At 64.7% G+C, this 18,741-nt stretch carries 18 protein-coding genes and 1 pseudogene; 10 read left to right on the forward strand and 9 right to left on the reverse strand.

Annotation, left to right across the window (positions count from 1 at the left end; genetic code table 11):
• The first annotated feature begins 180 nt into the window (after nucleotides 1-180).
• Entirely contained in the window at nucleotides 181-672 is a 492-nt protein-coding gene (locus ACWPW1_RS10900; protein WP_454253912.1) for a hypothetical protein, read from the forward strand.
• Complete coding sequence (locus ACWPW1_RS10905) at nucleotides 669-1,025, forward strand: antibiotic biosynthesis monooxygenase family protein (protein WP_454252903.1); 357 nt, start codon at nucleotides 669-671, stop codon at nucleotides 1,023-1,025. The genes ACWPW1_RS10900 and ACWPW1_RS10905 overlap by 4 nt, the downstream gene beginning before the upstream one ends.
• Here ACWPW1_RS10905 and ACWPW1_RS10910 read toward each other — a convergent pair.
• On the reverse strand, nucleotides 991-1,365 hold the full coding sequence (locus tag ACWPW1_RS10910) for a hypothetical protein (RefSeq protein ID WP_271654714.1): 375 nt from the start codon (nucleotides 1,363-1,365) through the stop codon (nucleotides 991-993). The two genes, ACWPW1_RS10905 and ACWPW1_RS10910, sit on opposite strands and share 35 nt — an antisense overlap.
• A gap of 151 nt (nucleotides 1,366-1,516) precedes the next feature.
• A complete protein-coding gene (locus ACWPW1_RS10915) occupies nucleotides 1,517-1,999 on the reverse strand; it encodes a hypothetical protein (protein WP_454252904.1) in 483 nt (160 codons plus the stop codon).
• Nucleotides 2,000-2,238: 239 nt separating this feature from the next.
• Here ACWPW1_RS10915 and galU point away from each other — a divergent pair, with 239 nt between their 5' ends.
• Nucleotides 2,239-3,069, forward strand: a complete 831-nt coding sequence (galU, locus tag ACWPW1_RS10920) for a UTP--glucose-1-phosphate uridylyltransferase GalU (RefSeq protein ID WP_059314756.1) — start codon at nucleotides 2,239-2,241, stop codon at nucleotides 3,067-3,069.
• A 125-nt stretch (nucleotides 3,070-3,194) separates the two neighbouring features.
• Nucleotides 3,195-4,568 (forward strand): glutathione-disulfide reductase, encoded by a 1,374-nt coding sequence (gene gorA, locus ACWPW1_RS10925; RefSeq protein WP_313647568.1) that lies wholly within the window; start codon nucleotides 3,195-3,197, stop codon nucleotides 4,566-4,568.
• A gap of 23 nt (nucleotides 4,569-4,591) precedes the next feature.
• On the opposite strand, the gene ACWPW1_RS10930 is transcribed toward gorA, so the two are convergent.
• The gene (locus ACWPW1_RS10930; RefSeq protein WP_434776475.1) at nucleotides 4,592-5,599 is read right to left on the reverse strand and encodes a bile acid:sodium symporter; all 1,008 of its coding nucleotides are present in this window, start codon (nucleotides 5,597-5,599) and stop codon (nucleotides 4,592-4,594) included.
• Nucleotides 5,600-5,675: 76 nt separating this feature from the next.
• Between ACWPW1_RS10930 and ACWPW1_RS10935 the strand changes: the two genes are divergently transcribed.
• Complete coding sequence (locus ACWPW1_RS10935; protein ID WP_434776476.1) at nucleotides 5,676-6,470, forward strand: helix-turn-helix domain-containing protein; 795 nt, start codon at nucleotides 5,676-5,678, stop codon at nucleotides 6,468-6,470.
• Between the two features lie 3 nt (nucleotides 6,471-6,473).
• On the opposite strand, the gene ACWPW1_RS10940 is transcribed toward ACWPW1_RS10935, so the two are convergent.
• From ACWPW1_RS10940 to ku, 6 genes are all read right to left on the reverse strand, one after another.
• Nucleotides 6,474-7,130, reverse strand: a complete 657-nt coding sequence (locus tag ACWPW1_RS10940) for a glycosyltransferase (RefSeq protein WP_271654717.1) — start codon at nucleotides 7,128-7,130, stop codon at nucleotides 6,474-6,476.
• A complete protein-coding gene (locus ACWPW1_RS10945) occupies nucleotides 7,127-7,726 on the reverse strand; it encodes an SAM-dependent methyltransferase (RefSeq protein WP_434776477.1) in 600 nt (199 codons plus the stop codon). Before ACWPW1_RS10945 ends, ACWPW1_RS10940 begins: the two co-directional genes overlap by 4 nt.
• Entirely contained in the window at nucleotides 7,723-8,484 is a 762-nt protein-coding gene (locus tag ACWPW1_RS10950; protein ID WP_454252905.1) for a PIG-L deacetylase family protein, read from the reverse strand. Before ACWPW1_RS10950 ends, ACWPW1_RS10945 begins: the two co-directional genes overlap by 4 nt.
• A complete protein-coding gene (locus tag ACWPW1_RS10955) occupies nucleotides 8,472-9,494 on the reverse strand; it encodes an acyl-CoA dehydrogenase (protein ID WP_454253913.1) in 1,023 nt (340 codons plus the stop codon). The genes ACWPW1_RS10950 and ACWPW1_RS10955 overlap by 13 nt, the downstream gene beginning before the upstream one ends.
• Nucleotides 9,495-9,602: 108 nt before the next feature.
• On the reverse strand, nucleotides 9,603-12,179 hold the full coding sequence (gene ligD, locus ACWPW1_RS10960; RefSeq protein ID WP_454252906.1) for a DNA ligase D: 2,577 nt from the start codon (nucleotides 12,177-12,179) through the stop codon (nucleotides 9,603-9,605).
• An 11-nt stretch (nucleotides 12,180-12,190) separates the two neighbouring features.
• Nucleotides 12,191-13,066, reverse strand: coding sequence for a non-homologous end joining protein Ku (gene ku, locus ACWPW1_RS10965; RefSeq protein ID WP_454252907.1), 876 nt, complete (start codon nucleotides 13,064-13,066; stop codon nucleotides 12,191-12,193).
• A gap of 145 nt (nucleotides 13,067-13,211) precedes the next feature.
• On the opposite strand from ku, the gene ACWPW1_RS10970 reads away from it, so the two are divergent.
• The 5 genes and pseudogenes from ACWPW1_RS10970 (at nucleotide 13,212) to ACWPW1_RS10990 (ending at nucleotide 18,651) form a co-directional block, all read left to right on the forward strand.
• Nucleotides 13,212-14,201, forward strand: a complete 990-nt coding sequence (locus tag ACWPW1_RS10970; RefSeq protein ID WP_434776481.1) for an XdhC family protein — start codon at nucleotides 13,212-13,214, stop codon at nucleotides 14,199-14,201.
• A 2-nt stretch (nucleotides 14,202-14,203) separates the two neighbouring features.
• Nucleotides 14,204-14,641 (forward strand): annotated as a pseudogene (locus ACWPW1_RS10975) (nucleotidyltransferase family protein); the annotation flags it as partial.
• Between the two features lie 210 nt (nucleotides 14,642-14,851).
• Entirely contained in the window at nucleotides 14,852-15,361 is a 510-nt protein-coding gene (locus ACWPW1_RS10980; protein WP_059316868.1) for a CinA family protein, read from the forward strand.
• Nucleotides 15,358-16,188, forward strand: a complete 831-nt coding sequence (gene nadE / locus ACWPW1_RS10985) for an ammonia-dependent NAD(+) synthetase (RefSeq protein WP_271654724.1) — start codon at nucleotides 15,358-15,360, stop codon at nucleotides 16,186-16,188. Before ACWPW1_RS10980 ends, nadE begins: the two co-directional genes overlap by 4 nt.
• A gap of 459 nt (nucleotides 16,189-16,647) precedes the next feature.
• A complete protein-coding gene (locus ACWPW1_RS10990; protein WP_434776483.1) occupies nucleotides 16,648-18,651 on the forward strand; it encodes a maltotransferase domain-containing protein in 2,004 nt (667 codons plus the stop codon).
• Nucleotides 18,652-18,741: the final 90 nt, after the last annotated feature.

An 18,741-nucleotide genomic window follows, 5' to 3' on the forward strand; every position in this document is an offset into this window, starting at 1 on the left:
GCCCGGGTACAGCACTGTACCGGGCGTGTTTTTTGGGGAGATCCAGTGCCCAACAGGAGCAGCCGGTACGGCTGCGCTCGACAGGGCAGCGGCGCAAGGCCTGCTGACCCTGACGCCTATTAAAACCTTGGCCTTGACGCCCTAGAGTCGGTCGGACCTTTCCTCACGCGTGCAGGTGTCCTGGCGACGATCCGCATGGTCCGGGAGCAGCGGATTCCGTTTCTCGGTACCTGCGGCGGTCTGCAGTATGCCTTGCTGGAATACGCCCACTCGGTGCTGGGCTGGGCCGATGCCGCCCACGCCGAGGAAAATCCACTGACGACACGGGCATTGCTGGCGCCGCTGAGCTGTGCCCGCGTTGAATTTCACAATGAACTCCGTCTGCTAGCGGATTCGCGGCTGATAGGGCTGGACGGAAGCGAGCGGGCCGGGGCTGCCTATCATTGTCGCTTCGGCGTGAATGCCGACTACCTGCCGGCGCTGCTCGCCGCGGGCTGGCGCGTGCTGGCCTGGGATGACGAAGAGCTGCCGGTCGCCTTCGAACTCCAGACCCATCCCTGTCATTTCGGCACCCTCTACCAGCCGGAACGCGAAGCGCTGGCCGGGAAGGTGCCCGTGGCGGTGCGGTCCTGGCTGAAGGCGGTTATCGCCGCCCGGGCAGGGCAGCCATGAGCCGGGTGGCCGTGCCTGAGGACTGTGTGGTCGTCGCCTTCGTCTCACAGCGCGCGGACGAGGATCCCGGCTATGAGCGGATGGCCAGGCGCATGCTGGAGCTGGCGCAGGAGCAGCCGGGCTTTCTGGGGGTGGAGTCGGTGCGTGGCGCCGATGGCCTGGGCATCACGCTGTCCTACTGGGTCGACCAGGCCTCCGCAGCGGCCTGGGGAGCCCATCCGGAGCATCGTGAGGCGCAACGGCTGGGCCATGAACGCTGGTATCGCTGGCATGACACCCGGGTCATGCGGCTGCTGTCGTCGCGGTCCGGGGCCGCCGTCACTCCACCCGAACCGCCCCCAGGGCCGGCGTGACGCGAATCCAGCCGACGCGGCTGTCTTCACCGATCAGCATGACCTTCTTCCAGGGGCGGAAGGGCGCGCTGTCCAGGACCAGGATGCGATCACCGGGGTTGAGCAGGGTGATCAGCTGGCGGTTGGCGACCACGCTACGTTCGGGCATGGAGGGATACTGCATCAACGGAATCTGCCCGCCGCGAATCTGCCAGGTCTCGCCGCTGGAGGCGTTGATGAAGGTGGGCAGGCGCGTCAGCACGATGGCCAGCGCGAAGAACCCCAGCAACAACAGGACGAGGCGATGCGTCACCGTGCGGGCGGCGGCGATATCGGGTGACAGCTTTCCAAGCGAGGACATGGAAAAGGCTCTGGGCGGCAGGACGGTGGAGCTTGAATGCTACCGTCAGGCGGCCAATTGACATCATTCGAATGAACGAAAGGTCAACGGCTACTCATTCGCCAGTGCCAGAGTGTGACCGGCCGCAAAGCAGCCGGCTAGAGAGGTCGCCTCAAGGGGCCAGTTGGCGAGTGACTTCCACGGCCTTGTCGAAGGACGGATAGCCGCTCTTGGCCACGGCGAGCTCCGCATAGGCGCTCTTGTAGGTCTGCGCCTGGATGGGATCCGCCTCGGGCACCAGGAAGGGATCGGTGTACATGCGATAGAGCAGGGCGTACGCCAGGGGATAGTGGTGGCTGGCCGACGTGTTCAGCAGTTCCAGCACATCGTCGGTCTGCGGCCCCTGCTTGATGGCCACCACCGCCCGGTAGAATTCCACCTCCCCATCGGCACTGCTGCCACCGTTGCGCAACAGGAGGGCATCCGCGAGCTTGAGCTGTTCTTCACTGCCGCCCAGCACCAGCAGCTTGGCCTGCAAGAGGTCGTTCTGGCGCAGCAGGGCGGTCTGTTCCGCGGTCAGCGGGCGCGTCTCCTCGGCCTCGTGGTGACCGCCCAGGGAGCAGCCGGCGAGGGAAACACACAGCAACGGGAGCATCCATTTCTTCATATCGAGATCTATCCGCGGAGTCGTGACGCTGGTTCCAAACTTTGGACGATAGCAGTTCTTTGGCGCTTTGCGCAGAACCGGAAGCCAATCCTGGAGTCGTATCCGCACGTCCACTGAGCGCCCATGCCTGGCTATTTCCAGCGTCGCGCGCTTCGGGCATTGTATGCGACAAGCGGCTGGATAGACCGCCGTTCGTTTCGCCTTCACGTACAGATCAAAGGACTCCCATGATCACCAAATGTCTGTTTCCGGCAGCCGGCTATGGCACTCGTTTTCTCCCCGCGACCAAGGCCATGCCCAAGGAAATGCTGCCCATCGTGAACAAGCCTCTGGTGCAGTACGCCGTGGAGGAAGCTCTGGAGGCGGGCCTGCATCAAATCGGAATCGTCACCGGCCGTGGCAAGCGTTCGCTGGAAGACCATTTCGACATCAGCTACGAGCTGGAAAGCCAGATCAAGAACACCGACAAGGAAAAGTACCTGGTCGGCATTCGTAAACTGATCGACAACTGCACCTTCTCCTACACCCGTCAGGTGGAGATGAAGGGCCTGGGCCACGCCATCCTGACCGGCCGTCCGCTGATCGGTGACGAGCCCTTCGCCGTGGTGCTGGCGGACGACCTTTGCCTGAACCTCGATGGCGACAGCGTCCTCAAGCAGATGGTCAAGCTCTACAACCAGTTCCGTTGCTCCATCGTGGCCATCCAGGAAGTCCCGGCCAACGAGACCAACAAGTACGGTGTGATCGCCGGCGAGATGATCCGTGACGACATCTACCGCGTGAACAACATGGTCGAGAAGCCCAAGCCGGAAGATGCCCCTTCCAACCTGGCGATCATCGGTCGCTACATCCTGACGCCGGACATCTTCGACCTGATCGAACAGACCGAGCCGGGCAAGGGTGGCGAGATCCAGATCACCGACGCCCTGATGAAGCAGGCCCAGGACGGTTGCGTGCTGGCCTACAAATTCAAGGGTCAGCGATTCGATTGCGGTAGCGCGGAAGGCTTCGTCGAAGCCACCAACTTCTGCTTCGAGAATCTATACAAGGCGCTGTAAGCCGCTGCGTGCAGTCGAGAAGGCCACCTGCGGGTGGCCTTGTCGTTTCTGGCGGCTGGCCACTGGCACCGCGCCAGGGGTGGCTTGCGTTATGCTGACGCCAGCAGCAGCAGAGAGAAAGCTTCATGACGACCTATGATTTCGACCTCTTCGTGATAGGCGCCGGTTCGGGCGGGGTGCGTGCCGCACGCTTCGCCGCCGACCTCGGTGCCCGGGTGGCGGTAGCGGAAAGCCGCTACCTGGGTGGCACCTGCGTCAACGTGGGCTGCATGCCCAAGAAATACTTCATCTACGGCGCCTCCTTTCGCGATGAATTTCGCCAGGCGCGTGGCTATGGCTGGGATGCCGAGGTGCCGGCCTTCGATTGGAATACCCTGGTCGCCAGCAAGGACCACGAGATCCGCCGGCTGAATGGCATCTACCGGGCGCTGCTGGTCAACAGTGGGGTGACCCTGCTGGAAGCCCACGCGCGCATCCTCGACCCCCATACCGTCGAGGTGGAAGGCCAGCGCTACCGGTGCGAGCGCATCCTCATCGCCACCGGTGGCTGGCCGGACGTACCCGACTTCCCGGGGCGCGAGCACGCCATCACCTCGAACGAGGCGTTCTATCTGCCTGAGCTGCCCAAGCGGGTCGTGGTGGTGGGCGGTGGCTACATCGCCGTGGAATTCGCATCGATCTTCCAGGGCCTCGGCGCCAAGACCACCCTGTTGTATCGCCGGGAGCTGTTCCTGCGTGGCTTCGACCGCGGGGTGCGCGAACATCTGCGCGACGAGATGCTCAAGCGTGGCCACGACCTGCAATTCAACGCCGACGTGGCGCGGATCGACAAGGCCGCCGATGGCAGCCTGCAGGTGACGCTCAAGGACGGTCGCGTCCTGGAAGCCGATTGCGTCTTCTACGCCACCGGCCGCCGGCCGATGCTGGATGACCTGGGCCTGGAAAACACGGGCGTCGCCCTAGACGAGCGCGGCTTCATCGAGGTGGGCGAGACCTTCCAGACCTCCGAGCCCTCGATCTATGCCATCGGCGACGTCATTGGCCGGGTGCAGCTGACTCCCGTTGCCCTGGCCGAAGGCATGACCCTGGCGCGCCACCTGTTCAGTCCGGACAGCTATCGTCCACTGAACTACGACCTGATCGCCAGCGCCGTCTTCAGCCTGCCCAACCTGGCCAGCATCGGCCTGAGCGAGGAGGAGGCCCGCGAACGGGGCCATCGCCTGAAGATCTTCCAGAGCAGCTTCCGGCCGACCAAGCTCAGCCTGACCGAGGTGCAGGAGCGCACCCTGATGAAGCTGGTGGTGGATGCCGACAGCGATCAGGTACTGGGCTGCCACATGGTCGGACCGGATGCCGGCGAGCAGATCCAGTGCCTGGCCATCGCCCTCAAGGCCGGGGCGACCAAGGCCTGCTTCGACGATACCCTGGGCATCCATCCCACGGCAGCGGAGGAGTGGGTGACGATGCGCAAGCCGGTCCGCGAGGACGAGGCGCGCTAGGCAGGCGCCTCACCTTCAGTAGATCACTTGGAAAGCGGCGCCGCGACGGGCGCGGCTTCCACCGCCTCACGCCGGGCATAGCGCTGCGCCAGCACCGCGCAGACCATCAGCTGGATCTGGTGGAACAGCATGATCGGCAGCAGCACCGGACCCATGGTGCTGCCGGCGAACAGCACCTTGGCCATGGGTACGCCCGTGGCCAGGCTCTTCTTGGAGCCGCAGAAGACCACGGTGATCTCGTCTTCCTTGCTCATGCCCAGCAGCCGTGCGCTGTAACAGGTGGCGAGCAGCACCAGGGTCAGCAGGGTCGCGCAGATGAACACCAGGCCCACCAGCGACAGCATCGGCGTTTCTCGCCACAGGCCTTCGATCACCGCGGCACTGAAGGCGGTATAGACCACCAGCAGGATGGAACCCTGGTCGACGAACTTGAGCTTGCCCTTGTGGCGGTCCACCCAGTGGCCGATGACCGGGCGCAGCAGCTGGCCGGCGACGAAGGGCAGCAGTAACTGGACGCAGATCTTGACGATGGCGTCCAGGGTGCTCTGGCCGTCAGAGCCGCCATGGGCGTCGAGCAGCAGCCGTACCAGCAGCGGCGTGAGGAAGATACCTAGCAGGCTGGACAGGGAGGCACTGCAGACCGCCGCCGACACATTGCCGCGGGCCATGGAAACGAAGGCAATGGAAGACTGCACCGTGGCCGGCAGGGCGCACATGAACAGCACACCAAGGTAGAGCTCCGGCGTCACCAGGGGCGCCAGCAGCGGCTGCAACGCCCACCCGAGCAGTGGAAAGGTGACGAAGGTGAAGGCAAACACCAGCAGGTGCAGCCGCCAGTGGGTGATGCCCGCCACCAGTGCCTGGCGGGACAGCTTGGCGCCGTGCAGGAAGAACAGCAGGCCGATGGCGATGTTGGTCACCACGTTGGCGATCTGGGCCGCGAGGCCGCGGCAGGGCAGCACGCTGGCGAGGATCACCGTGGCGACCAACAGCAGGGTAAAGTTATCGGGCATCAGGCGGGGACGAGCCATGGTCTCTCTCGGGTTGTCTGCGAATAGCCTCAAGGCTATCGTCTCCTGATCGAGCCGACTAACGCGAAAAGCCCCAATGATGTCGTCAAACGGACAGTCTGCGGTCGAACGTCCCGTTCCCGAACTCACCAACCTGCCACGGCGCCTCTATGCCCGGGTCGAATCCCTGGCGCAACCCGCCTGGACGCCCTGGCACCGGCACCCCTGGGGGCAGCTGTCCTATGCCATCAGGGGTGTGCTGACGGTGACCACGGCCGAAGGCAGCTACGTGGCACCGCCACAGCGGGCGGTGTGGATCGCCGCCGATGTCGAGCACCAGGTGCGCTCTTCGCCCAAGGCCGAGATGCGCAGTCTCTATGTGGGCGCCGAGGCAGCGCCCTACGTAGGCGAGCGCTGTCGGGTGGTGGCGGTGAGTCCGTTGATTCGCGAGCTGATCAAGACCTTCAGTGGCTTCGCCCGGGAGTATGACGAGGCAGGGCCCGAGGGTAGGCTGGTGTCGGTGATGCTGGACCAGTTGCAGGCGGCGCCGGAAGTGGGGCTGTCCCTGCCAGCGCCGCAGGACGGTCGGTTGCGTCTGCTGTGCGAGGCGCTGGCGGCCAATCCGTCGGACGAACGCACCCTGGCGCAGTGGTCAGGGGTGCTGGGAGCTTCGGAAAAGACCCTGAGTCGGGCCTTCCTGCGTGATACCGAGTTGACCTTCCGAACCTGGCGGCAGCGGTTGCGGCTGATCAGTGCGCTGGAGCGCCTGGAGCAGGGCGTTGCGGTCACGGAAGTCGCCCTGGACTGCGGCTACAACTCACCGTCGGCCTTTATCGCCGCCTTTCGCCGGCAGTTCGGCGCGACACCCGGGGCTTTCGCCTTGGGCGTCTAGGGATCAGGCGGTGGCGCCGAGCAGGCTCAGGTAATCACCAAAGCCACCCCGGGCGCGGCAATCCAGCCGCGAGCTGGTACGGACGCGTACGCTGTTGCTCCAGGCGATCCGCGCGCCCTGGGTCTTGAGCGCCGTGACCAGGGTGACGTCCTCGTCCACGGTCATGGACGGGAAGCCCCCAGCCTGCAGATAGGCCGTCGCCGAGATGCCGAAGTTGGCACCATGGATGTGCTGATGGCCTTCACGGTCATGATAGGCCGCCTCGTAGCGGGCTCTCAGGCTGGGCGAATGGGGAGCCCAGTCGTCCACCTCGACTACGCCACAGACCGCGTCGGCACCATAGGCGAGCTGGGCGGCGAACCAGTCCGGCGCCACCTCGGAGTCCGCATCGGTGCAGGCCAGCCAGCGGGCGCCGCGTTGGATCAGATGGGCCGCGCCCGTCGCCCGGGTCAGGCCCACGTTGCACGCCCAGACCTCCAGGGCGGTCACCGGCAGACGCCGGACGATGTCGGCGGTGCCATCGGTGCAGCTGTCCAGGACGATGACGATCTGGACCTCTTCACCCAGCAGGGCCGGATGCCGTGCGGCGCGTAGAACGGATTGCAGACAGCGTTCGACGTGTTGCTCTTCGTTATGGGCAGGTATCACGGCACCTATCATAGAAGCTGCTCCCGGCGGGCGACGGAGGTGGGGTCGGAGGACCAGAGGGTAAGAACGAAATCGGCTTCTTCGAGCTGGCTCAGGCGGTGCAGGCCGGGCAGGGCGGCTATTCGCGCGTGGACCTGGTCGCCGGTCAGGGCGCACCCCTCGATGGGATGGCGCCAGTGGCAGCCGAGCAGTACGCCGCCAGGGAGCAGGGCACGTTGCGCCTGCGCCAGCAGGGTGTCGAGACCGTCAGCGCCGAGGTAATAGCCGATCTCGCTGATGACGATGAGATCGAAGCTGCCTTGCGGCCATGCGCCGGGCAGCAGCAGATGACGCACCTCGACATGGCTCTGGTCGGCCAGGCGTTCGCTGGCGGTGGCCACCGCCGAGGCGTTGCCGTCGCTCACCAGCAGCCGGTCGCAGCGCTCGGCCAGGCGGCGTGACAATTCGCCGGTAGAGCAACCGGGTTCATAGCCCTGGGCGTAGCGTTGATGAGGCAGCATGGCCAGGGTCAGGTCGCGCTTGCGCGCTTCGTACCAGCGGTGGCGATAGTCCCAGGGGTCTTCACTGTCGGCGTAGAGCGAGTCGAAATAGCTCATGGAGACGGTCATGTGAGGTAGACCTCCCAGGCACGCGTCAGGCGGGTGACGACGGTGTCCGGCAGAATCGGCCCCTGGCCCGTGCTGCTGTCCTCGGTCAACTGACTGCCGAAGGCATTCACCGCCTGCTTCTTGAGCGCCACGACGTCGTCTTGCAGATCGAGGCGCTGGGCGCGGGCCCAGGGTACCCGGGCATCGCCGGGCGCCGCCCAGTGCCAGGTCCAGATCGGCACCTCGATGCAGCGGGCTCCCCGTACCCGGCAGGCTTCCACCGCGGCGCGGCCGGTGGCCTCGTGATCGGGGTGACCATCCAGGCGCCAGGTGGCGAAGACCACGTCCTCGGGCGTGAAGAAATCAAGCAGGCGTTGGCACAGGAGGTCTTCCTGCTCGCTCACCTGGCCATCGGGGATCGCCAGCCGGGTCACGGTGGTACGCTCCAGCTGCAGACGGCGCAGGGCTTCGCGGGTTTCCAGTGGTCGAGTGTTGCGTAGTCGGCTGGCTGGCCACAGCGTCGATTGCGGATGGCTACCATCGCCGTCGGTGACCGCTACCAGCGCCAGGCGCCGACCCAATTCGCCCAGCAGGCAGAGCAGCCCGCCGCAACCGAGAATTTCATCATCCGGGTGAGGGGCGACGACCACCGCCCGGTGCCCCGGTGGTACCAGCTGGGAAGCTTCCACGGCCGGCATGTCGGCAAAGCCGCTCCACTGCAGCCAGGCTTCGGCTGTGGTGCCTGTTCCTTGAATCTGACGATCACCTACAGTTGCCAAGGAGCACCCTCCAGCAGATTGAGATCACCCAGCACGGCCAGGTCGCGTTCGGCGTGGCTCTGGCGTAGATAGACGGGCAGATCCGCCATATGGCGCGCGCAATAGGCGTCACGACACAGCGGGGCGGCGCCAAAGGCGCGACCGGCATGGCGAATAACGATCTCCGAGCACTGTTCCACCACGGCACGTAACTGGCAGATGGGATAGCGGGCATCTGCGGTGGGTTCGCGATCTATCCAGGCGGCCGCCTGGCGAAGCGCGGTCGCCGCGCCAAGCAGGGCGGCGTCCACATGCCCCAGGTGGGCCAGGGCGTGAGGTTCGCGATGGCGCTTGCAATGGGCCCGCAAGGTATCGGCCAAGGCGGTAGCCGAGCCATACCAGCAGGCCGCGATGCCGCCACCGCCATGCCAGAAGCCGGGACGATGCAGATAGCGACCCGGCGCACCAACGAGAACGCCCGCGGCGCCGTCGAACAGGACGTCGACGCTACCGGTGGCCTGCATGCCGACGGCGCGCCAGCCGTCCTGGGTCACCTCGACGCCGGGTTGATTCATTTCCACGGCGACCAGCATCGGATGATCGTCCATCCAGGCGGTCACCAGCGCGTGGCTGACCAGTGAAGCGCCCGAGCACCAGGACTTGCGGCCATGCAGGGTGACCATGCTGTCGGCGCCATAGCGGACCAGCAGGCGTGCATCCGGCGGTTCGGCCGCCCAGACACCCCAGAGGCTGTCGGGCAATGGCACGAAACCATCCAGTTCGCTCAGGATGGCGAGGGCATCGGTGTGGCCTTCGTACAGCTTGACCAGACCTAGGTCGTGATTGGCCACCTTGGCCAGGGCGCGCCAGCGATCCAGGGTCTTACCCTGGCCTGGCAGCGGCAGGCGGTCGAGACCACGCTGATTGAGAATCTGGAGGCGGTGTTGCAGCAGTACAGGAGTGACCTCTTCATAGGCCCACTCGTCCAGGGTGTCCTGAAGGCTATCCAGATCGATCGACATCGGCTCCATCCCGTGGCTGGCGACGGCGCTGTCCACGACAACGCTCGTTAGTGCAGACCACGGGTAGCGATAAGGGGTTTCGCTTAGGCGGTACGTTGGCCGACGATAGGCGCGTCGCTAATCCGCGCCCAAACGTTCGCGCCGCGCCCGGGTAAGCCCCTGGCGCACCTTCGCATATCCCGCCCAAGGGTCGTCCTTGAGCCCTTCGATGCGCTGCAGCAGGGTATCGAGGCGCCATTGGTCGCTGGCCTGGAGGGTCGACAGCTCGTCGCGGGCAATGGGTACCGAAACGCCGAGGTGCGGCCGGGCGCGCAGGGAAAAGGCGCTGACCGTGGTGGCGCCATGGCGGTTGCGCAGGTAGTCGACGAAGATCCGGCCCTGCCGATTCTGCGCGCCCATCTTGGCGGCAAAGAGCTTGGGCAGGGTAGTGGCCAGGTGCTGCGCCGCGGCCTGGGCGAAGCCCTTGACCGTTTCCCAGTCCTGCCGGCGATCCAGGGGGACCACCAGGTGCAGGCCGCGACCGCCGCTGGTCTTGACGAAGGCCTGCAGCCCCAGCTCGTCGAGGAGAGTGAGCACCAACTCCGTCGCCTCCACCATGCGTGACCAAGGCAGGGCGGGATCAGGGTCGAGATCGAGGATGAAGCGGTCGGGTCGGTCGATGCGGTCGGCGGTGGCGTTCCAGGTGTGGAATTCCACGGTACCCATCTGGGCGGCACCGATGAGGGCATCGCGGCTGTCGATGACCATCAACGGCGCATGACCGGGATCGAGCTCCGTATCCAGTTCGCGGATGTGGGGAATGGCCAGGGTCTGCTTGTGCTTCTGGAAGATCTGCTCGCCGGCGATGCCTTCGGGGGTACGCACCAGCGCTACGGGGCGGTCGGCCAGATGGGGCAGCATCCAGTCCGCCACGGCTTCGTAATACCGGGCGACGTCTAGCTTCGTCGCGCCGCTGGCCTCGTCGATCACTCGCCCCGGATGGCTGATACGCACGCCAGCTACGGTGGCATCCTTGGACGTGCGCGAGGATTTTCGGCTAGAGGAGGATGAAGGGCCGGATCGTTCAGCTTCGCGCGCTGGTGCCGCTTCTTCCAGTCCAATCTCCTGGGCTGGCTTGTCCTCGCGCAAACCGTGGAAGACGCCCTGACGGACGATGCGATCCTGGGTCATCTCGGCATAGGCGATCTCGCACAGCTGTTCCGGCTTCAGCCAGGTCACCTCGCGATAGGCGGCGCCCTTGGGCGGATCCACCACCGGTGGCCGTTCTACGATCAGCGGCTGGAATCTGGCGTGCAACTGCTTGAGCATCGCCGCGGTGAAGCCGGTGCCGACCTTGCCGGCATAGTGCAGCGCTCCCTGCTCATCATGCAGCGCTACCAGGAGGGCGCCCAGGTGCTGGCGACCCCCTTTGGGTGGGGTATAGCCGACGATGATGAATTCCTGGCGATGGGCACACTTGAGCTTGATCCAGTCCTTGTTGCGGCGGGAGCGATAGGGGCTGCCGAGGCGCTTGCCGATCACGCCTTCCAGACCAAGTTCGCAGGCGCTGGCCAGGATGCGATCGGCCGGTACCTCGAAGGCGGCGGAAAAGCGCAGCAGGTCGCTCTCGTTGCTGTTCTCCAGCAGTTTGCCCAGCAGCTCACGGCGTTGCTCGACCGGGACCTCGCGCAAATCCGCGCCGTTGAGATAGGGCAGGTCGAAGAGGTAATAGGCGATACGGCTGTCCTTGCCGGTCTCGAAGGCATTCTGCAGCGCCTGGAAGCTGGAGACCCCATGGGCGTCATTGACCACGATCTCGCCGTCCAGCCAGGCATTGTCGAGGCCAAGGGCGGCGAGGGCCTTGGCCTGGTCCGGCAGGCGCTCGGTCCAGTCGTTACCGCTGCGGGTGAACAGACTGACCGCGCTGCCCTCGATATGGGCGAGCAGACGATAGCCGTCGTATTTCACCTCGTACAGCCAGTCTCCCGCCGGTGGGCTGTCGACCAGGGTCGCCAGCTGGGCCTCCAGGGTCGCCGGCAGGTCGGCCTTTCGAGCCTTGGCGGTGGTCTTGCGCGCTGGCGCCTTGGGGCTGGCCGCTTGGGTGGAAGCCTTGGCTTCCTTGGCCTTGGTACCCTTGGCCAGGCGCGGCAGGGTCTTGTCGCTCAGTACGCTGTCAGGCGCCTCCACCGTGATGTCGTACTCGGCGGTTTCCCGTGCCTGATCGTCGCGCTCCTTGATCAGCAGCCACTGGGGCTTGTCGCTATGGCCCCGCAAGCGGGTGCGTACCAGGGTCCAGTGGCCACGGAGCTTTTCGCCCCTGAGCTCGAACTTGAGCTTGCCAGCGGCATAGGCTTGCGCAGGATCGCCGTCGGCCTGCCATTCGCCGCGATCCCAGACGATGACATCGCCTGCGCCATACTGGCCTTCGGGAATGCTGCCCTCGAAGCCACCGTAGGCGATCGGATGGTCCTCCACCTGGACCGCCAAGCGCTTTTCACCGGGGTCCAGGCTGGGGCCCTTGGGCACCGCCCAGCTCTTGAGCGTACCGTCCAGTTCCAGGCGGAAGTCATAGTGCAAGCGGCGCGCATCGTGCTTCTGGATGACGAAGCTCAGGGCACCCTTGGCCTTGCGCCGACGCGGGCTGTCCTCGTCACGCGGCTCGGCGGTGATATCGAAGTTGCGCTTGCGGTTGTATTCGCTGGACGAACTGGCCATGGCGGCGCTCCTCACTTGGCCTTGCGCGTACGGCTGGCAGCCGGGCTGCGCCGGCTAGTCGAGCGGCTCGCGCTCTTGGGCTTGGGCGCATCCTTGGTCTTGTCCTTCTTGCCACCCAGGCTGCGGCGCAGCAGTTCGGTCAGATCGATGACATCGGCACCGCTGTCATCGGCCTCGGGTTCCGCGGCGACGGCTTCGAGCTTGCCGTCCTTGAGCTTGCGCTCGACCAGGGCCATGACGTTGTCCTTGAAGGTGTCATGGTACTGGTCCGGGTCCCATTGCTCGGTCATGTCGGCCACCAGGCGCTGGGCCATGTCCACCTCCTTCTTGGTGACCTTGGCGTCCAGGCCTTCGAGCCCCACGTCTTCGACGGATCGAACCTCGTCGGCCCAGCGCAGGGTGTTGAGCACCAGGGCGTTGCCCAGGGGCATGATCACCGCCAGGTGCTGCTTGGAGTGCATCACCAGGTTGGCCACCCCGACCTTGCCAGCGGCGCTCAGGGTATCCCTGAGCAAGGCATAGACCTTCTCGCCATTCTTGTCCGGCGCCAGGTAGTAGGGCTTCTCGAAGTGCAGGATGGAGATCTCCCGGGCTTCGACGAAGGTGAGGATGTCGATGGTGCGCGTGGCCTCGGGGAGGGCATTGTGGATTTCGTCCTCACTGAGCACCACGTACTTGCCCTTGCCATGTTCGACCCCCTTAACGATGTGCTCGCTGGGCACCTCCTTGCCGGTGGTCTTGTTGATGCGCTTGTAGCCCACCGGGTCGAGACTGCGCTCGTCCAGCCAATCGAAATCGATGCCCGACTGCCGGGTCGCCGAAACGACCGATACGGGGATGTGCACCAGGCCGAAGCTGACGGCGCCTTTCCAGATCGAGCGGGGCATGAGCATTCTCCATAAGGGGGTATCCCTTATGGATAGGCCGGCGCTCCCGGGGGTTCCGCCGCTGGGGAACCCCGCTCCGTCGTTGGGTTCTACCCCCGGAACGACGATTTCGCCGTCACAGGCGCAGGATAGAGAGGAGCAGGGCGTGGACAGTGTCGATCAAGAGGTTTTGCGCAAGACCCTGGCCTGGCGACGGGAGGGTCATGGCGTGAGCCTGTTCACCGTGGTCCAGACTTGGGGCAGCTCGCCACGCCCGCCGGGCGCCATGCTGGCGCTGCGTGACGATGGTCAGGTCTGCGGCTCGGTCTCCGGCGGTTGCATCGAAGACGATCTCATCGCCCGGCTCCACGCGGGCCAGTTCGCTGGCGACCGTCCCGAAGTGATCACCTATGGTGTTTCGGGCGACGAAGCCGCGCGTTTTGGATTGCCCTGTGGCGGCACCCTGCGCCTGGTGCAGGAGCGAGTCGCGGATGCCGACTGGGTGGCGCAGCTGCTGGAGCGGTGCGAGCATCACCAACTGGCGTTGCGCGAACTGGACCTGGCGACTGGCGAAGTGCGTATTTCCAGCGCCGAGTGCGATGAGCCGGTTTCCCTGGACGAGCAGCTGCTGCGACTGGTGCACGGACCGCGCTGGCGGCTGTTGCTCATCGGTGCCGGTCAGCTGTCGCTCTATGTCGCCGACATGGCCGCCATGCTCGATTTCGAGGTGCTGGTTTGCGATCCCCGCGAGGAGTTCCGCCAGGGGTGGGAGACGCGCCAGGCGCGCTTCATCTCCGGCATGCCAGACGACGCCGTGCTGTCGATCCGGCCAGACGAGCGCACCGCGATAGTGGCCCTGACCCATGACCCTCGGCTGGATGACCTGGCACTGCTGACCGCGCTGCAATCCGATGCCTTCTACGTGGGGGCACTGGGCTCGCTGCGCAACAACGACAAACGCCGCGATCGTCTGCTGCAACTGGACGTACCGGTGGCCGCCATCAATCGGCTGCATGGCCCCATCGGCCTGCACATCGGCAGCCATACACCGCCCGAAATCGCCCTGTCGCTGCTGGCGGAGATCGTGGCGGTCAAGAATGGCATCGCCCTGACCCAGAAAAAGCGCGCCCTGGTGGCGGTGGAGCAGGTCGCCTAGGGATGGCATCGGTACAGGTGCTGATCCTGGCGGCTGGTGTCGGCAGTCGTTTTCGCGCGGCAGGCGGCGGCGACAAGTTGCAGGCGATGCTGCCTGGCGCGTCTCAACTGAGCGTATTGCAAACGACCTTTCGCCTCTGGAGGGGCCTGGGTCTGCCGTGCCTGGCCGTGGTCTCGGATAGCGTCCCCTGGCGCGCGGAGCTGGCGCTCCAGGAAGGGCTGCAGGTCTTGAGCCTGCCCACCACCGGCATGGGCGACAGCCTGGCCGCCGCAGTACAGGCGACCCCAACGGCAACAGGCTGGTTGGTCGCACTCGGTGATATGCCCTTCGTCCAGCCATCGACGGCTCGCCAGCTGCTGGAACTGCACGAGCCCGGGCGTATCGTCGTGCCCCGGAATCAGGGGCGGCGCGGTCATCCGGTGCTCTTTGGTCGGAATTTTGCCGCTGGGCTGAGCGAGCTCCAGGGTGACGAAGGAGCGAAACGGCTCCTGCGCCAAGGCCAGGTGCTAGAGCGGGAGGTCATGGATCCCGGCATCCACTGCGACATCGACACCCCTGCCGATCTGGAAAAACTGGCCCCGGTCAGCCCCGAACTTCCCCGAATCGCTGTTCTTCCAACGCAGGAGAACGCTATTTGGAGCAAGACGATCATGAACACCATCGAGTCCATGCTGGACTATCTCAAGGATCACGAGCTGCAGCTCACCACGGCGGAATCCTGCACCGCCGGCAAGGTGGTCGGACTATTGTCGGAAATCCCTGGCAGCGGGAGCTGCATCGAGTCCGGCTACGTCGTCTACTCGCCCGAAGCCAAACAGCGGCTGTTGGGTGTCAAGCCCGAGACCATCGAACGCTACAACCTCACCAGTGAAGAGGTCGCGCGGGAGATGGCCGAGGGCGCGCTGCGCGACAGCCCAGCCCAGATAGCCATCGCTAATACCGGTCTGGCCGGCCCAGGGGGTGCCGACGGCATCGCCCAGGGAACCGTCTGTTTCGCCTGGGGCTACCGGGTGAACGAAGACATCGTGCTCTATTCCGAAACGCGGCTTTTCCCAGGCGATCGGGAGGCGGTACAGCTGGCCGCCGCCCGTCATAGTCTTGATGCCGTGGTGCCCTATCATCAACGTCTTGAACGCGAATCCAAGGAGAACGCCCGATGACCGAAGCCCTTCAGCGCGACATCATCCAAGCCTTGCAGGTCCCAGAGCATTTCGATCCGGCCGAGGAAGCGGAGCGTCGCATCCAGTTTCTCAAGGATTATCTGCTGAACAGCCAACAGGAAAGCTATGTACTGGGCATCAGCGGCGGCGTGGATTCCTCCACCGCTGGCCGTCTGGCCCAATTGGCCGTGGCGCGGGCGCGAGAAGAGAGCGGCAACGCTCGCCTGAGATTCATCGCCATGCGCCTGCCCTATGGGGTCCAGCGCGATGAGGAAGATGCCCAGCGCGCGCTTGCATTCATCCAGCCCGATGAGACCCATACCGTCAACATAAAGCCCGCCAGCGACGCCATGCTTGCCTCGGTCCGAGAAGCCAAGGTGGCCTTCAATGACGAGCTCCATGAAGACTTCACCTTGGGAAACATCAAGGCGCGTCAGCGCATGATCGCCCAGTACGCCGTCGCCGGGGCGCGCCGGGGCCTGGTGATAGGGACCGACCATGCGGCAGAGGCCCTGATGGGTTTCTATACCAAGTTCGGTGATGGCGCCTGTGACCTCACCCCCTTGCACGGCCTCAACAAGCGGCGGGTACGGGCCGTGGCCGAGTGGCTGGGCGCGCCTGACGATCTGGTGCACAAGGTGCCCACCGCTGATCTGGAATCCCTGTCGCCAGGCAAGGCCGACGAAGATGCCTTTGGCATCACCTATGCGGAAATCGACGATTTCCTTGAAGGCAAGGCAGTGAGTCCGGCGACCCTGGAGATCATCCTCAACACCTACCGCCGTAGCGCACACAAGCGCGATTTGCCCTATACGCCTTTTCATTGATTTCAATGGCTTAGGCTACTTAGTTTAGGTGGATACTCATCTGTAGGGCCATTGCTCGGGTGTTCAGGCGCGACGCTTCGGTGCGGTGCGGTCGATACCGAAGCGTTCGCTCTACAGGCTATAAAAGACTTTAGATTTCTTGTTCAAGCTGTTGAATAATAAGGTTTTATTAGTATTTTTCGAAAGTCTCAGTCATCGCTGTTCGGCTGAACTTTTGCGCGTCGCCGGCGCTCAGACTCTTTCAGACATACCCGCGTGAGCGATTCCGGTAGCAGTAGGGCCGCGGCTGTCAGGAGTTGTGCCTTTCAAGGCATTACTGTGGACTATCGCCCCCCTGTCCCAGGGGGGCGGCCAGCCGGGTCTCTTTGGCGGTAAGCCAAGCAGTAGCGGGTTCATGACCTAGGTCGCATCGCTTGGGCGTTGCGGCCTTTCACGCGTCTCTAGATGGAGTCAGGCTCGATGTCGAACACCGATCTCCCCGGTTCTTTTTCCACGCTTTCCCTCGATCCCGCCACGGCTGCCCAGACCCCACGCATTGCCATCGAGTCGGTAACGCCGACCGTCGACAATGGCCAGTTTCCCGCCAAGGGTATCGCCGGCCGGGTCATTGAGGTGACCGCCAAGATCTTCGCCGACGGCCACGACAAGCTGGCCGCCACTGTGCTCTGGCGGCAGGAGGGTGAGGAGAACTGGCAGCAGGCTCCGTTGACCCTGGAAACCAACGACCTGTGGCGGGGCCGCTTCACGCCGCCAGCGGTGGGTCGCTATGAATTCGTTGTCCAGGCCTGGTGGGACGTCTGGGGTACCTATCGCTACGAGATCGAAAAGAAGTACGCCGCGGGCGTCGGGCTGAACCTGGAGTTGCAGGAGGGCCGTATCCATGTGGAGCAGGCGCTGTCCCGCGCCGAAGGCGAGCAGCGTGGTCCCCTGGAGGCCCTGCTGCAGCGGCTGGATCAGGCCGGTAGCGAAGGTGACAAGGTCGCCGTGCTGCTGGCGGGCGAGGCGAGCCAGGCGATGACGCCGGTGGATGCCTATGTCCATCTGACCCACAGCATTGAATATCCGCTGGACATCGAGCGGGTTCGTGCCGAGTTCGCCAGCTGGTACGAACTCTTTCCGCGTTCCATCACCGACGATCCCCAGCGTCACGGCACCTTCCGCAACGTGATCGGCGAATTGCCGCGCGTGCGCGACATGGGTTTCGATGTGCTGTATTTCCCACCGATCCACCCGATCGGCCTGGCGCACCGCAAGGGTAAGAACAACACCCTGGGCGCCGGTGCCGATCAGCCGGGCAGTCCCTATGCCATCGGCAGCCCGGATGGCGGTCACGATGCCGTGCATCCGGAGTTGGGTAACCTGGACGACTTCCGTGCCCTGGTGGCCGCGGCGGCCGACCATGGCCTGGAGATCGCACTAGACTTCGCCATCCAGTGTTCGCCTGATCACCCCTGGCTGCAGGAGCATCCGGGCTGGTTCTCCTGGCGTCCCGACGGGTCCATGCGCTATGCGGAAAACCCACCGAAGAAGTACCAGGACATCGTCAACGTCGACTTCTATGCCAAGGATGCCGTGCCGGATCTGTGGCTGGCGCTGCGTGACGTGGTCTGGCACTGGGTGGAGCAGGGTGTGAAGATCTTCCGCGTCGACAACCCCCATACCAAGCCGCTGCCGTTCTGGGAATGGCTGATCGCCGATATCCGCGGTCGCGACGCCGATGTGATGTTCCTCGCCGAGGCCTTCACCAAGCCGGCCATGATGGCGCGCCTGGGCAAGGTCGGGTACAGCCAGAGCTATACCTACTTCACCTGGCGCAACACCAAGGCCGAGCTGACCGAGTACCTCACCGAACTCAATGAAGCACCGCTGCGTGACTGCTATCGGCCGAATTTCTTCGTCAACACGCCGGACATCAATCCGGTCTTCCTGCAGAACAGCGGCCGTCCCGGCTTCCTGATCCGCGCGGCTCTGGCCACCATGGGTTCCGGTCTGTGGGGGATGTATGCCGGCTTCGAACTCTGCGAGGGCGCGCCCCTCACCCCGGGCAAGGAGGAATACCTGGACTCGGAGAAATACGAGCTGCGCCCGCGCGACTTCTATGCGCCTGGCAACATCATGGGCGAGATCGCCCAGCTCAACCGGATCCGCCGGCAGAATCCCGCATTGCAAACCCATTTGGGGCTGAAGGTCTACACCTGCTGGAACGACCAGATCCTCTACTTCGGCAAGCGTACCGATGACCTGGGCAACTTCATCCTGGTGGCCATCAACTTGGATCCTTTCAACGTGCAGGAAGGTCACTTCGAATTGCCGTTGTGGGAACTCGGCCTGGACGATAACGCCACCACCTACGGCGAGGACCTGATGACCGGGCATCGCTGGGCCTGGCACGGCAAGACCCAATGGACCCGACTGGAGCCGTCGATGCCCTTCGGCATCTGGCGTATCCAGGCGGGCCACTAGCGACCTCTCAGGCGGGTCGGCCAGGCAGCCAAGGGAGTATCCCGGCTTGCCTGGACCGGCCCGTCCCCATCGCCGGGCGGCATGGACGAC

Source organism: Pseudomonas sp. Marseille-Q7302 (assembly GCF_965111925.1).

What these genes read in the sequence shown, in the direction of transcription:
- ACWPW1_RS10905 (WP_454252903.1), top strand. Translation starts at nt 669, where the DNA reads ATGAGCCGGGTGGCCGTGCCTGAGGACTGTGTGGTCGTCGCCTTCGTC.
- ACWPW1_RS10910 (WP_271654714.1), bottom strand. Translation starts at nt 1,365, where the DNA reads ATGTCCTCGCTTGGAAAGCTGTCACCCGATATCGCCGCCGCCCGCACG.
- ACWPW1_RS10915 (WP_454252904.1), bottom strand. Translation starts at nt 1,999, where the DNA reads ATGCTCCCGTTGCTGTGTGTTTCCCTCGCCGGCTGCTCCCTGGGCGGT.
- galU (WP_059314756.1), top strand. Translation starts at nt 2,239, where the DNA reads ATGATCACCAAATGTCTGTTTCCGGCAGCCGGCTATGGCACTCGTTTT.
- gorA (WP_313647568.1), top strand. Translation starts at nt 3,195, where the DNA reads ATGACGACCTATGATTTCGACCTCTTCGTGATAGGCGCCGGTTCGGGC.
- ACWPW1_RS10930 (WP_434776475.1), bottom strand. Translation starts at nt 5,599, where the DNA reads ATGGCTCGTCCCCGCCTGATGCCCGATAACTTTACCCTGCTGTTGGTC.
- ACWPW1_RS10935 (WP_434776476.1), top strand. Translation starts at nt 5,676, where the DNA reads ATGATGTCGTCAAACGGACAGTCTGCGGTCGAACGTCCCGTTCCCGAA.
- ACWPW1_RS10940 (WP_271654717.1), bottom strand. Translation starts at nt 7,130, where the DNA reads ATGATAGGTGCCGTGATACCTGCCCATAACGAAGAGCAACACGTCGAA.
- ACWPW1_RS10945 (WP_434776477.1), bottom strand. Translation starts at nt 7,726, where the DNA reads ATGACCGTCTCCATGAGCTATTTCGACTCGCTCTACGCCGACAGTGAA.
- ACWPW1_RS10955 (WP_454253913.1), bottom strand. Translation starts at nt 9,494, where the DNA reads ATGGAGCCGATGTCGATCGATCTGGATAGCCTTCAGGACACCCTGGAC.
- ligD (WP_454252906.1), bottom strand. Translation starts at nt 12,179, where the DNA reads ATGGCCAGTTCGTCCAGCGAATACAACCGCAAGCGCAACTTCGATATC.
- ku (WP_454252907.1), bottom strand. Translation starts at nt 13,066, where the DNA reads ATGCCCCGCTCGATCTGGAAAGGCGCCGTCAGCTTCGGCCTGGTGCAC.
- ACWPW1_RS10980 (WP_059316868.1), top strand. Translation starts at nt 14,852, where the DNA reads ATGAACACCATCGAGTCCATGCTGGACTATCTCAAGGATCACGAGCTG.
- nadE (WP_271654724.1), top strand. Translation starts at nt 15,358, where the DNA reads ATGACCGAAGCCCTTCAGCGCGACATCATCCAAGCCTTGCAGGTCCCA.
- ACWPW1_RS10990 (WP_434776483.1), top strand. Translation starts at nt 16,648, where the DNA reads ATGTCGAACACCGATCTCCCCGGTTCTTTTTCCACGCTTTCCCTCGAT.